Origin of the sequence: Stenotrophomonas pictorum JCM 9942 (assembly GCF_001431585.1) — a bacterium.
Taxonomy (GTDB): domain Bacteria; phylum Pseudomonadota; class Gammaproteobacteria; order Xanthomonadales; family Xanthomonadaceae; genus Stenotrophomonas; species Stenotrophomonas pictorum.
In genome coordinates this window covers 72,691-85,504 of sequence record NZ_LLXS01000013.1, presented here as the reverse complement: position 1 = coordinate 85,504, position 12,814 = coordinate 72,691, and the positions used below count along the sequence as shown (strand labels likewise).

General features: G+C 65.8%; 9 protein-coding genes. 5 read left to right on the top strand and 4 right to left on the bottom strand.

Features of this window, described 5'->3' with window-relative positions; translation table 11 throughout:
• Positions 1-451: 451 nt before the first annotated feature.
• Positions 452-931 (bottom strand): hypothetical protein, encoded by a 480-nt coding sequence (locus ARC78_RS05795; protein WP_054660738.1) that lies wholly within the window; start codon positions 929-931, stop codon positions 452-454.
• Between the two features lie 662 nt (positions 932-1,593).
• On the opposite strand from ARC78_RS05795, the gene ARC78_RS05790 reads away from it, so the two are divergent.
• On the top strand, positions 1,594-2,580 hold the full coding sequence (locus tag ARC78_RS05790; protein WP_057505906.1) for a diaminopimelate dehydrogenase: 987 nt from the start codon (positions 1,594-1,596) through the stop codon (positions 2,578-2,580).
• Between the two features lie 136 nt (positions 2,581-2,716).
• Positions 2,717-4,447 carry a type IV-A pilus assembly ATPase PilB gene (pilB, locus tag ARC78_RS05785; protein ID WP_054658148.1) on the top strand — a complete coding sequence of 577 codons (1,731 nt, stop codon included), beginning with the start codon at positions 2,717-2,719 and terminating at the stop codon, positions 4,445-4,447.
• 87 nt (positions 4,448-4,534) lie between these two features.
• Here pilB and ARC78_RS05780 read toward each other — a convergent pair whose 3' ends face one another.
• Positions 4,535-5,917: a sigma-54-dependent transcriptional regulator gene (locus ARC78_RS05780; protein ID WP_057505905.1), complete on the bottom strand. Its 1,383-nt coding sequence runs from the start codon at positions 5,915-5,917 to the stop codon at positions 4,535-4,537.
• A 67-nt stretch (positions 5,918-5,984) separates the two neighbouring features.
• Positions 5,985-7,598 (bottom strand): sensor histidine kinase, encoded by a 1,614-nt coding sequence (locus ARC78_RS05775; RefSeq protein WP_054658150.1) that lies wholly within the window; start codon positions 7,596-7,598, stop codon positions 5,985-5,987.
• A gap of 254 nt (positions 7,599-7,852) precedes the next feature.
• On the opposite strand from ARC78_RS05775, the gene sucC reads away from it, so the two are divergent.
• The 3 genes from sucC to ARC78_RS05760 all read left to right on the top strand — a co-directional run bounded on the left by sucC (position 7,853) and on the right by ARC78_RS05760 (position 11,780).
• A complete protein-coding gene (gene sucC, locus ARC78_RS05770; protein WP_057505904.1) occupies positions 7,853-9,022 on the top strand; it encodes an ADP-forming succinate--CoA ligase subunit beta in 1,170 nt (389 codons plus the stop codon).
• A gap of 25 nt (positions 9,023-9,047) precedes the next feature.
• Positions 9,048-9,926 carry a succinate--CoA ligase subunit alpha gene (gene sucD / locus ARC78_RS05765; RefSeq protein ID WP_054658152.1) on the top strand — a complete coding sequence of 293 codons (879 nt, stop codon included), beginning with the start codon at positions 9,048-9,050 and terminating at the stop codon, positions 9,924-9,926.
• Positions 9,927-10,142: 216 nt separating this feature from the next.
• Entirely contained in the window at positions 10,143-11,780 is a 1,638-nt protein-coding gene (locus ARC78_RS05760) for an NAD+ synthase (RefSeq protein WP_057505903.1), read from the top strand.
• Between the two features lie 82 nt (positions 11,781-11,862).
• Here ARC78_RS05760 and ARC78_RS05755 read toward each other — a convergent pair whose 3' ends face one another.
• Positions 11,863-12,747, bottom strand: coding sequence for an outer membrane protein assembly factor BamD (locus ARC78_RS05755; protein WP_054658154.1), 885 nt, complete (start codon positions 12,745-12,747; stop codon positions 11,863-11,865).
• Positions 12,748-12,814: the final 67 nt, after the last annotated feature.

Below are 12,814 nucleotides of genomic sequence, written 5' to 3'. Positions count from 1 at the left end.
GTCATAGTCCCGGCACAGATCGCGGGCGACTCTGTCATCCGCTATAGGGGAGCCCCGGGTGTCGCTTGAGGCTGTGAGTTGCTCCGATGAGGTTATTTGCTTGCCGGATGCGGCTTTTTGCCTGTCGCACAAGGCTTTTTATCTGTCACGTGAGGCTTTTTGCCCGTCGATTACGGCTGTTTGCCTGACGCGTGAGGTTTTTTGCTGCTCTGTTGAGGCTTTTTGCCTGACGGCTAAGGCTTTTTGTCTCTCACGTGAGGCTTTTTGCTTGTCGGCTGAGGTTTTTTGTTACGACGTTCACGCTTCTGGAGGCTCCGCGGTGCTGTGGAGTGGCCGTGCTCAGCCCGCTGTGTGGTTGTCAGCATGCGCGACCGGTATCTACGCGTTATCGGGAATAAAACAGGCCGCCCGGAGGCGGCCTGTGCATGACGACGCGAGGAGGGGCCGGGTGTTACGCCGGTTCCGGTACCTTGCCGCCGCGGCGCTGGCCCTTCTTGAAGCGGACCCCCAGCTCGTTGCGCAAGGCATCCAGGCCCTTGTCACGGCCGGAGACCTTGAGCTGGTTGTAGCCTTCCAGGGCCACGTTCATGACATCGCTGCCCAAGGCCATTTCGGTATCCGAGGCGCGGCTGCACAGCCGGTTGAGCCGGTCCAGAATGGGGCGCAACTGGTCGATCCCCTGCAGGTCGGCTTTGGCGCCGGGCAGTTCCGCAGCCAGGCTGGGCGGAATGATGTCCGGGTTCTGTTCCAGCGCTTCCAGTGCACGCCGGGCAAACACTTCCGAGCCCGGGCCCATCTTGAACAGGCGTTGGCGCTGTTGCGGCTGCATGGCGGTGAGCTGGACCAGCTCGTTCTCCAGGTTGAGCAGCAGCTCGTTGATGCGGGTGACCTGATCCGCCGGCAGCACCAGCGTGGCTTTGCTTTGTCCCATTCCGGTATCCCTTCGATGAAAACCATCGGCTGATGGCAGGGCCTATTGCGGGTGTTGATGCGGCCTCCGGGTATCGGAGTTTGCCGGTATCGGGTCGTCGACAATGCCCCGTTCTGTTGTCGGGTAATTCCGACGCGGGCGTAGGAAATGGACGCGGTTCGGCATCGGAATACTGCCCGATGCGCCGGACTGCGCGTGAATGGATAATGCCGGCCCGCGTCGACACCTCGTTGCAGGCCGGCAGGCGCGCCCCCCGTCCAGATACGGCGTGTAGCCCGGGTAAGCAGCGCGCACCCGGGCCTGTTCGATGCCTGTACCACGGTGTTTACCCGGGTGCGGCCGATGGCCTTACCCGGGCGACTCGACTGCCCGATGCGCCGGATTGTGCGTGAAGGGATAATGCCGGTCCGCGTCGCCACCTTGTTGCAGGCCGGCAGGCGCGCCCCCCGTCCAGATACGGCGTGTAGCCCGGGTAAGCAGCGCGCACCCGGGCCTGTTCGATGCCTGTACCACGGTGTTTACCCGGGTGCGGCCGATGGCCTTACCCGGGCGACTCGACTGCCCGATGCGCCGGACTGTGCGTGAAGGGATAATGCCGGCCCGCGTCGCCACCTTGTTGCAGGCCGGCAGGCGCGTCCCCCCTTCAGAAACAGGAATCAGCAATGGGTGATGCCATCCGCATCGGAATCGTGGGTTACGGCAATCTGGGACGCGGAGTGGAATTGGCCATCGCGCGCAATCCGGACATGGTGCTGGCCGGGGTGTTCACCCGCCGCCCGCCGGACCAGGTGGCCACGGTGTCGGCCGCCACGCCCGTCCACGGCATCGAAGCGCTGGACGTTCCGCGCGCGGATATCGACGTGCTGGTGCTGTGCGGCGGCTCCAAGGACGACCTGCCGGCGCAGGGGCCGGGGTTGGCGGCGCGCTTCAATACGGTGGACAGCTTCGACACCCATGCGCGCATCCCGGAGTACTTCGATGCGGTGGACGCGCCGGCCCGGGCGGCCGGGCGTACCGCGCTGGTGGCCTGCGGCTGGGACCCGGGCCTGTTCTCGCTCAACCGCGTGTTCGGCGAGGCGCTGTTGCCGGAAGGCGAGACCTACACCTTCTGGGGCCGGGGCCTGAGCCAGGGCCATTCCGATGCGATCCGCCGGGTGCCGGGCGTGGCCGCCGGGGTGCAGTACACGCTGCCCTCGGACGCGGCCATGGCACAGGTGCGTGGCGGCGCGCGGCCGCACCTGTCCACCCGCGACAAGCACACCAGGCACTGCTTCGTGGTGTTGGAGGACGGTGCCGATGCCGGACAGGTGCGGCAGGCGATCGTGTCGATGCCGCATTACTTTGACCAGTACGACACCCGCGTGGATTTCATCAGTGCCGAGCAGCTGGCGCGTGAGCATTCGGCCATGCCGCATGGCGGCTTTGTGATCCGCAGCGGCAGCACCGCCGAGGATGTCTCGCAGGTGGTGGAGTATTCGCTAAAGCTCGACAGCAACCCGCAGTTCACCGCCAGCGTGCTGGTGGCCTATGCGCGGGCGGTTTACCGCATGAACCGCGCCGGGCAGGTGGGCGCGGTGACGGTGTTCGATGTGGCTCCGGGCCTGCTGTCGCCGCGCTCGGCGGCGGAGCTGCGCCGCGACCTGCTGTAGACCGGCCGGCAGCGACTTGGCAATCCCCTTCGTGCCCGGGCAGGGCGAAGGCGGGAGCGGGGCGATCCGGGCAGTGCGTCAGCCGCCGTGGCGGCCGGATGCGGTATCTTTCTGGTCTGATTGAAGGGGGAATCCCATGAACACACTGGCATCCGCCAACCTGGTGGGTATTACCGGCATCGCCCGGCGTCTGGTCCAGGACGGAGCGCTGGACGAAGCCACTGCGCGCACCGCGATGGCCCAGGCGGCCGATGCCAAGGTGCCGCTGACGCAGTGGCTGGCGGACAAGAAGCTGGTCAGCGCCGCCAGCATGGCAGCGGCAAATGCGATGGAATTCGGCATGCCTTTGCTGGATGTGTCGGTTTTCGATGCCGGCCAGAGCGCGATCAAGCTGGTCAGCGAGGAGCTGCTGCGCAAACATCGCGTGCTGCCGCTGTTCAAGCGCGGCGGCAAGCTGTTCGTGGGCACCAGCAACCCGACCCAGCCGCTGGATGAGATCAAGTTCCACACCAATCTGGTAGTCGAGTCCATTCTGGTGGACGAGGAGCAGATCAAGCGCACGCTGGAGCTGTGGCTGGCCAGCAACGACAGCATCGGCAACGCGCTGGGCGGCGACGACGGTGATGTGGGCGATCTGGACGTCGCCGCCGGCGATGAGGACATGGGCGGTAGTGGCGACGCCGGTATCGACGCCAAGGGCGACGACACCCCGGTGGTCAAGTTCGTCAACAAGGTACTGGTCGATGCGATCCGCAAGGGCGCCTCGGATATCCATTTCGAGCCGTACGAGGACGAGTACCGGGTGCGTTTCCGCATCGATGGCCTGCTCAAGCAGGTGGCCAAGGCGCCGGTGAAGCTGCGCGAGCGCATCGCCGCCCGCCTGAAGGTGATGTCGCAGCTGGATATCGCCGAAAAACGGGTGCCGCAGGACGGCCGCATCAAGCTCAACCTGTCCAAGACCAAGCAGATCGACTTCCGTGTCAGCACGCTGCCGACCCTGTTCGGCGAGAAGATCGTGCTGCGTATCCTCGATGGCAGCGCGGCCAAGCTGGGCATCGACAAGCTCGGCTACGAGCCGGAGCAGCAGAAGCTGTTCCTGGAGGCGATCCACAAGCCCTACGGCATGGTGCTGGTGACCGGCCCGACCGGTTCGGGCAAGACCGTGTCGCTGTATACCGCGCTGGGCATCCTCAACGATGAGACCCGCAACATCTCCACCGCCGAAGACCCGGTGGAAATCCGTCTGCCGGGCGTGAACCAGGTGCAGCAGAACAACAAGCGCGGCATGACCTTCGCCGCGGCGTTGCGCTCGTTCCTGCGCCAGGACCCGGACGTGATCATGGTCGGTGAAATCCGTGACCTGGAAACGGCGGAGATCGCGATCAAGGCCGCGCAGACCGGCCATATGGTGCTGTCCACGCTGCATACCAACGATGCCCCGCAGACCATCGCGCGCCTGATGAACATGGGTATCGCGCCGTTCAACATCACCTCCTCGGTGACGCTGGTGATTGCCCAGCGTCTGGCCCGCCGGCTGTGCTCCAACTGCAAGCGCCCGCTGCAGCTGCCGGAAAACGCCCTGCTGGCCGAAGGCTTCACCGCCGAGCAGATCGACAAGGGTATCCAGCTGTACGAGCCGGTGGGGTGCGAGGAGTGCACCGAGGGTTACAAGGGCCGTACCGGTATCTACCAGGTGATGCCGATGACCGACGAGATCGCCTCGATCGTGCTGCAGGGCGGTAACGCGATGGAGATCGCCGCGGCCGCGCAGCGGGTCGGGGTGAATGATTTGCGCCAGTCCGCGCTGCTCAAGGCCGCTCACGGTGTGACCAGCCTGGCCGAGATCAATCGCGTGACCAAGGATTGATCCAAGACCGGGTGATCCAATGGAAAACGCCGGGTTTACCCGGCGTTTTCCATTTCTGCAGTTCTCTGCCGATCTGCGGGACGCCGGTTACTCCATTTCCAGCTTTTTCAGCTTGTAGCGCAGGGCGCGGAAGGTGATGCCCAGCTGCGCGGCGGTGCGGGTCTTGTTCCAGCGGTTTTCTTCCAGTGCCTTCTGGATCGCGGAGCGCTCCAGCTGCTCGATGTAGGTGGGCAGCGCGGCATTGGCCGGATCGATATCGATCACCGCTTCCTGGGGGGCGGCGCCCTTGCCACCATCGGCACCGAACGGCCGGGCGTGCGGCAGCCGCAGATCATCGGCGCCAATATGCCCGCCTTCGACCATCGCCAGCGCGCGCTCCAGGATGTTCTCCAGCTCGCGTACGTTGCCCGGGAACGCATAGTCGGTCAGGGCATCGATGGCGGAGGGGGCCAGCGCAGGCAGGGGTTGTCCCTGTGCGTGTGCCAGCCGGCTGAGGATGGCCGCCGCCAGTTGCGGCAGGTCGCTGCGGCGTTCGCGCAGCGGCGGCACGCGCAGTTCGATCACGTTGATACGGTAGTACAGGTCGTGGCGGAAGCGTCCATCCTCCACCAGCTCGGCCAGATCCTTGTGGGTGGCCGACAGGATCCGCACATCCACCGGAACTTCGGCCGCCGCGCCCACCGGGCGCACCGATTTTTCCTGGATCGCGCGCAGCAGTTTGACCTGCATCTGCAGCGGCAGCTCGGCCACTTCGTCCAGGAACAGGGTGCCGCCGTTGGCGGCCTGGAACAGCCCGGGCTTGTCGGCGTGGGCACCGGTGAAGCTGCCCTTGCGGTGGCCGAAGAACTCGCTCTCCATCAATTCGCCCGGGATGGCGCCGCAGTTGACCGGAATGAACGGCCCGGCCGCGCGGGCGCCCTGCTCGTGGATGGTCCGGGCGACCAGCTCCTTGCCGACGCCGGATTCGCCCAGGATGTAGACCGGTGCCTGGCTACGCGCGACCTTGGTGATGGTGGCTCGCAGTTCGTCCATCGCCGCCGATTCGCCGAGCAGGCGCGCGGCATTCTCGGGCGGTGCCGGGGTGCGGGGGCGTTCGGTGTTGTTCAGTTCCAGCGCGTGCTTGACCATGCCGCGCAGCACGCTGATGTCCACCGGCTTGCTGACGAAGTCGAAGGCGCCGGCCTTGAGCGCTTCCACCGCCAGATCCATGCTGCCAAAGGCGGTGATCATCGCCACCGGTGTGCGCGGGTGGTCGCGGGTGATCTCGGTGACCAGCTCGATGCCGTTGCCGTCGGGCAGGCGCATATCGGTCAGGCACAGATCGAAGTGGTTGCTGGCCAGCAGTTCGCGCGCTTCGGCCAGGTTGGCCGCGGTACTGATGCGCAGCCCCATCCGGCCAAGGGTGAGAACCAGAAGCTCACGGATGTCGCGTTCGTCATCGACGACCAGGGCGCTGTGCGTCACATTCATGGCGGGAACGATAGCGGAGGAGGCCGGTTGCCGCCAACCTCGCGCCAGCGGGAGTGTGCCCGGGGTATCAGTGCGTCAGGGTTGGGGTCGGCGCGGACAGGGTCAGGCGGAAGCAGGCGCCGCCGGCCGGCACGGAGATGTAGTCCAGCTGTGCCTGGTTGGCACGGCACAGCTCGCGGGCGATATACAGTCCCAGCCCGGTGCCGTGTTCGGAGGTGGTGTAGAACGGCCGGAACAGCTGTGCGGCCACCGCATCGGGGATGCCGGGACCACGATCGGTCACATCGATGATGGCGTGGCGTTCGGCCGAGGCGACGCGGATGCGGACCCGTGCCGGCTCCTCGGCCAGGCGGCCGTACTTGAGCGCGTTGTGCACCAGCGAGGTCAGCACCTGGTGCAGGTGCCGGGGATCCATCAGCGCCATCACCGAGGCCTCGCGGATGATGACTTCCAGGCTGTCGGTCTCGATGGACAGGGTCTGCCGGTACTCCAGCACGAAGCGGCGGACGAAGCTGGCCAGGTCCAGGTTCTCCGGGTTGGCGCGTTCGCGCCGCGCCAGGCCGAGCACGCTTTCGACAATGCCGTTCGTGCGCTGGCACTGGTGATGGATGATCTGCAGCAGGCGGCGGTCGGCTTCGCCGATATCCGGCGATTCCTCCAGCAGCTGGGTGGCGTAGTTGATTGCCGCCAGCGGATTGCGGATTTCATGGGCCAGGCTGGCGGAAAAACGCCCCAGCGTGGACAGCGTCAGCGATTCGGCGCGGCGCGAAACGACGGTGGTGTCATCCAAGAACACCAACGACAGTTCGCTGTCGGCCAGCAGCCGGGCGAAGCGCGGCTGCACCTCGGCCTGGTCGGGCGCCAGCTGCAGCGGCAGTTCTTCCTCGCGCCAGCCATTGCGCCAGCGTTGCAGGCGTTTGGCCAGTTCGGGCGCGCGCAGCGACAGCCGGTTCTCGCCATCGTCCAGGGTGCCGCCGGCATCGCCGAGCAGGGCGGTGGCGGCCTCGTTGGCCACGGTGATGCGGCCGTGGCCATCGACCACCAGCACGCCGGTCCGCATACGGCGGATGATCAGTTCGTTGATCTCGAACAGGTTGGCCACTTCGGCCCCGCGCTGCTCGGCCAGCTGCTGGTTGCGGCGTGCACGGTTGCCGATCTGGTAGCTGATCCAGGCCAGCGCCAGATAGCTGGTGATGAACATCGCCAGTTCGGCCACGGTGCGCGCATTGCTGCCGTCCTCCAGCTCGCGCCAGACGAATTCGAGCACGGTGGCGGAGCTGGCGCCCAGCGCCACCAGCATGCCGCGCGCGAGCGGCAGCAGCATCGCCGCGGCGGCGATGTTGAACAGCAGCGACATCGAGATGCCGGCGCTGGCGCCGGGCAGGGCGTGGGTCAGCAGCATCGCGGCCACGGTGTCGACCATCACGCTGCACAGGACGATGGTCTGCAGCCAGCGTTCGTTGCGGCCCCAGATCAACAGGCCCAGCGAAACCAGCAGGTAGCCGATGGAGACCAGCTGCGCCAGTCGCGGGTGATGGGGCTCGCCAACCAGCATGGACAGCGGGCTGAACACCAGCGCCGCGATCAGGCTGGCGACCAGGAGCCGGTAGAGCGCGAAGAAATACAGTTCGCGTCGCGGGATCGATTCGATGCGATCGATAAGCGATGAGCTGGGGGACAAGCCGGACTCCTTTCCTCGCGACGAGCGCACAGTATAGGTGCCGAACCGGTGGCGGGCGGCGCCGTGGCTGCGTCGAATTTCACAGGCAAGTGACTGAAAAGCTTTTGAAAACCGGGCCCGCGCCGATGATTTGTACAGACTTCTTTGCGCCGCGGCCCGGGGTCGGCGACAATAGCCGGCCCGCCTGCGCTGTATGACGGCCACTTTGGCCTCGCGGACTTATGAGGCGGTCGTTCCTATTCCCACGGTGACGCATGAATTTCCACGAATACCAGTCAAAACAGCTGCTTGCCCAATATGGCATTCCGGTCCCGGCCGGCAAGGTCGCAGCCACCGCCGATGAGGCCGTTGCCGCTGCCCAGTCGCTGGGCGAAGGCCCCTGGATGGTCAAGGCGCAGATCCATGCGGGCGGTCGCGGCAAGGCCGGCGGCGTCAAGTTCTGCAAGACCGTCGACGATGTGAAGGCCGCTGCGGCCAAGATGCTCGGCACCAAGATGGCCACCTACCAGACCGCCGGCGTCGAGCTGCCAGTCAACCTGGTGCTGGTGACCACCGCCGGTGAGATCGTCAAGGAACTGTACCTGTCGGTCCTGGTGGACCGTGGCACCAAGACCATCAGCTATATCGCATCAAGCGAAGGTGGCGTGGAGATCGAGCAGGTCGCCGCCGAGACCCCGGAGCTAATCCACACCCTCAACGTCGACTTCGTTGAAGGCGTGCAGGGTTACCACGGTCGCGATTTCGGCTTCAAGCTGGGCCTGACCGCCAAGCAGGCCGGCCAGTTCGCAAGCATCATGGTCAACCTGTACCGCCTGTTCAACGAAAAGGACCTGGCGCTGGTTGAAATCAACCCGCTGGCGATCCTGGACGACGGCAACCTGTACGCGCTGGACGGCAAGTTCGACAGCGACGACAACGCCAGCTACCGCCACAAGGATCTGGTCGCCATGCGCGACAAGACCCAGGAAGACCCGACCGAAGTGATCGCCTCGGAGCTGGACATCAACTACGTCACCATGGACGGCAACATCGGCTGCATGGTCAACGGCGCCGGCCTGGCCATGGCCACCATGGACGTCATCAAGCTCAACGGCGGCGAGCCGGCCAACTTCCTGGACGTGGGCGGCGGTGCCAACAAGCAGCGCGTGATCGAAGCGTTCAAGCTGATCCTGTCCTCGGACAAGGTCGAAGGCATCTTCGTCAACATCTTCGGCGGCATCGTCCGCTGCGACATGATCGCCGAAGGCATCATCGCCGCGGTCAAGGAAGTGGGCGTCAAGGTTCCGGTGGTGGTCCGTCTGGAAGGCACCAACGTGGAAGAAGGCAAGCAGCTGCTGCGTGACAGCGGCATGGCCATCATCCCGGCTGACAACATCAACGATGGCGCCAAGAAGATCGTTGAAGCGGTCAAGTCTGCTGCCTGATCCACGACACCCCAAGGAATTACCCATGAGCGTTTTGATCAACAAGAACACCAAGGTGATCGTGCAGGGCTTCACCGGCCAGCAGGGCACCTTCCACGCCACCCAGATGCTGGAATACGGCACCCAGGTGGTCGGCGGCGTGACCCCGGGCAAGGGTGGCACCACCCATCTTGAACTGCCGGTGTTCAACACCGTCGCCGATGCCGTCGCCGCCACCGGCGCCGACGCCTCGGTCATCTACGTGCCGCCGGCCTTCGCCGCCGACGCGATCCTGGAAGCCGCTGCGGCCGGCATCAAGGTCATCGTCTGCATCACCGAAGGCATCCCGGTGCTGGACATGTTGCGCGTGAAGAACGTGCTGACCCGTTCGCATCCGGACACCGTGCTGATCGGGCCGAACTGCCCGGGCGTCATCACTCCGGGCGAGTGCAAGATCGGCATCATGCCGGGCCACATCCACATGCCGGGCAAGATCGGTATCGTGTCGCGCTCGGGCACGCTGACCTATGAAGCAGTCAAGCAGACCACCGAAGTGGGCCTGGGCCAGTCGACTTGCATCGGCATCGGCGGCGACCCGATCAACGGCCTGAACTTCGTCGACTGCCTGAAGCTGTTCAACGAAGACCCGCAGACCGAAGGCATCATCATGGTCGGTGAAATCGGCGGCGACGCCGAGGAAGCCGGCGCCGAGTACATCGCCAAGCACGTCAAGAAGCCGGTGGTCGGCTTCATCGCCGGTGCCTCGGCTCCGGCTGGCAAGCGCATGGGCCACGCCGGTGCGATCGCCTCCGGTGGCAAGGGCACGGCCGAAGGCAAGTTCGCCGCGATGGAAGCTGCTGGCGTGAAGACCGTCCGTTCGCCGGGCGATCTGGGCGCGGCGATTGCCGAGCTGATGAAGAAGTAAGCCATCCGCTGCATGGATGTCTGGAAAAGGCCGCCTTCGGGCGGCCTTTTCTTTTGGACCCTCGCCCGGCTGCACCCCGGTACGGCGGGCAATGGGCCACATCTGGAATAATGGCCCGGTGCATCCGCGCGGCGGTTGCACGGGGCGGGCGGCAGCCCGCCAGGTGTTTCCTTTCCGGCATCCGCATGGGGATGCCCGCAGAACAAGGCAGCTGACATGACCCAATCGCTTCGCATCGCTCTGGCCCAGTTCGACTTCCCGGTCGGTGATGTGGCGGGCAACGCCGACCGCATCATCGAGTTGATGCACGAGGCGCGCGACGAATACGGCGCCGAGGTGGTGCTCTTTCCGGAACTGGCGGTCAGCGGCTATCCGCCGGAAGATCTGCTGCTGCGCCCGGGATTCCTGCGCCAGTGCGAGCAGGCGCTGCAGCGTATTGCGACCGCCGCGCACGGCATCGTGGCGGTGGTCGGCTGGCCGCAGAGCGCCGGCGCGGTGGTCTACAACGCGGCCAGCGTGCTGCGCGAGGGGACGGTGGAAACCACCTACCGCAAGCGTGAGCTGCCCAACTACGCGGTGTTCGACGAGCGCCGCTATTTCGACGTCGATCCGGACGGCGGCGACTGCGTGTTCGAGGTCAACGGCGTGAAGCTGGGGCTGGTGATCTGCGAGGACCTCTGGTTTGCCGAGCCGCTGGCCGGTGCGGCCAAGGCCGGCGCCGAGCTGGTGCTGGTGCCCAACGCCTCGCCCTATGAACGTGGCAAGCACGCCCAGCGCGATGCGCTGCTGGCCGAGCGCAGCCGCGAGACCGGCGTCGGCATCGTCTACGTCAACACCGTCGGCGGCCAGGACGCGGTGGTGTTCGATGGCGCCTCGGTGGTGGCCGATGGCGATGGCATCGTGCATCCGGCCGCGGTGGCGTTTGCCGAGGAGATGCTGGTGGTCGACTACGACGTGGCCCGCCGCAGCTTCATACCGATGCGCTGGATCGATGATGGCGATGAAAGCATGGACGCGCTGGCCTGGCGTGCGGTCACCCGTGGCATCCAGGACTACTGCCGCAAGAACGGTTTTTCCAAGGTCTGGCTGGGCCTGTCCGGCGGCATCGACTCGGCGCTGGTGCTGGCGCTGGCGGTGGATGCGCTGGGCGCGGCCAACGTCACCGCGGTCAGCCTGCCTTCGCGCTACACCGCCGACCTGTCCAATGACCTGGCCGTGGAGCAGTGCCGCGCGCTGGGGGTGAAGCTGGAGACGGTGCCGATCGAGCCGGCCTTCCAGGGCCTGATGCAGTCGCTGTCGGCGATGTTCGAAGGGCAGGCGCCCGACGTCACCGAGGAGAACCTGCAGTCGCGCAGCCGTGGCGTGATCCTCATGGCGCTGGCCAACAAGTTCGGTGGCCTGCTGCTGACCACCGGCAACAAGAGCGAGTACGCGGTCGGCTACGCCACCATCTACGGCGACATGTGCGGCGGCTACGCGCCGCTGAAGGACCTGTACAAGACCGAGGTCTACGGCCTGTCCAAGTGGCGCAACACCGTGGGCGGGGCCCCGGTGATCCCGCCGGCGGTGATCGCGCGTGCGCCGTCGGCCGAGCTGCGCGAGAACCAGACCGACCAGGATTCGCTGCCGGCCTACGACGTGCTCGACGGCATCCTGTACCGCTACGTCGACCAGGAGCAGTCGCGCGAGGACATCATCGGCGCCGGCTATGCGCCGGAGGTGGTGGACCGGGTGCTGCGGCTGGTGCGGATTGGCGAGTGGAAGCGCCACCAGGCCGCGCCGGGGCCGAAGGTGTCACGGCGTGCGTTCGGCCGGGAACGGCGCTATCCGATCAGCAACGGTTTCCGCGGCTGAGCCGGCCCAAACCGTTCAAGGGATAAAAAGAAAGGGGCCGCAAGGCCCCTTTTCTGTGTCTGCGCCGGATGGATCCGGTGGCTTATTTCTTGCCCATGGTGGCGTTGCGCTGCCCGGTGGCCACCGACTTCTCGCCGGCGAACGGGTTGAGCTTGCGGATCATCCACGGGTACTTGGGCCAGTTGCCGGCCAGCCACGGGTGGTCGGGCTGGTTCAGCTCGAGCACGCGACGGGCGTCATCGGCCAGGGTCTGGTTGCCCAGGCGGGTATAGGCCTCGGCCAGCAGTGCCACCGCATCGTACTGGAAGGCGCTCTGCGGATAGGTTTCCAGCAGGTAGTTGGCGCGGCCGGCAACCGAGACCCAGGCGCCGCGACGGGCGTAGTACAGGGCGTTGTCCAGCTCGTGCTGGGCGAACACGTCGCGCAGCTCGATCATGCGCTGGCGCGCGTCGGCGGCGTAGCGGCTGTTCGGGTAGCGCTCGGTGACGATGGTGAAATCGGCATAGGCCTGACGCGGCGAGGACAGATCGCGGCGGCTCGGATCCAAGGACCATACGCGGCGCAGGAAAACCGTATCGCGGTTGCTGTTGGCCAGGCCACGCAGGTAGTACAGATAGGCGATGTTGCGATGGGTCGGGTAGGTGCGGATGAAGCGGTCGATGCTGGACACCGCGTCATCGTTCTTGCCGGCCTTGTACTGGGCGTAGGCGCTTTCGATCATCGCCTGCTCGGTGTACGGGCCGTACGGATATTGCGCAATCAGGCGCCGGAAGCTGTTTTCAGCCCCCGACCAGTTGCCGCCCTGCATCAGCTTGTGGCTCTTTTCGAACAGCTGTTCGACCGGCACGCCTTCGTCGGCATTCTTGCCCTTGGTACCGCGGTGGCAGCCGGAAACGGCAAAAACCAGCACCAGCAGCAGGGCGGTGAAACGGAGGGGGGCGGACAGCATCGAGAAGCCTCGGATCATGGGTCAGGGCAGGACGCGGCAGGAATACGAAGGGGCGATGATAGCCTAGTGGCCTGTCCTGCGACTG

Excerpts from the sequence above, each read along its gene's own strand:
- sucD (WP_054658152.1), top strand. The coding sequence starts at position 9,048 with ATGAGCGTTTTGATCAACAAGAACACCAAGGTGATCGTGCAGGGCTTC.
- ARC78_RS05760 (WP_057505903.1), top strand. The coding sequence starts at position 10,143 with ATGACCCAATCGCTTCGCATCGCTCTGGCCCAGTTCGACTTCCCGGTC.
- pilB (WP_054658148.1), top strand. The coding sequence starts at position 2,717 with ATGAACACACTGGCATCCGCCAACCTGGTGGGTATTACCGGCATCGCC.
- ARC78_RS05790 (WP_057505906.1), top strand. The coding sequence starts at position 1,594 with ATGGGTGATGCCATCCGCATCGGAATCGTGGGTTACGGCAATCTGGGA.
- ARC78_RS05780 (WP_057505905.1), bottom strand. The coding sequence starts at position 5,917 with ATGAATGTGACGCACAGCGCCCTGGTCGTCGATGACGAACGCGACATC.
- sucC (WP_057505904.1), top strand. The coding sequence starts at position 7,853 with ATGAATTTCCACGAATACCAGTCAAAACAGCTGCTTGCCCAATATGGC.
- ARC78_RS05795 (WP_054660738.1), bottom strand. The coding sequence starts at position 931 with ATGGGACAAAGCAAAGCCACGCTGGTGCTGCCGGCGGATCAGGTCACC.
- ARC78_RS05755 (WP_054658154.1), bottom strand. The coding sequence starts at position 12,747 with ATGATCCGAGGCTTCTCGATGCTGTCCGCCCCCCTCCGTTTCACCGCC.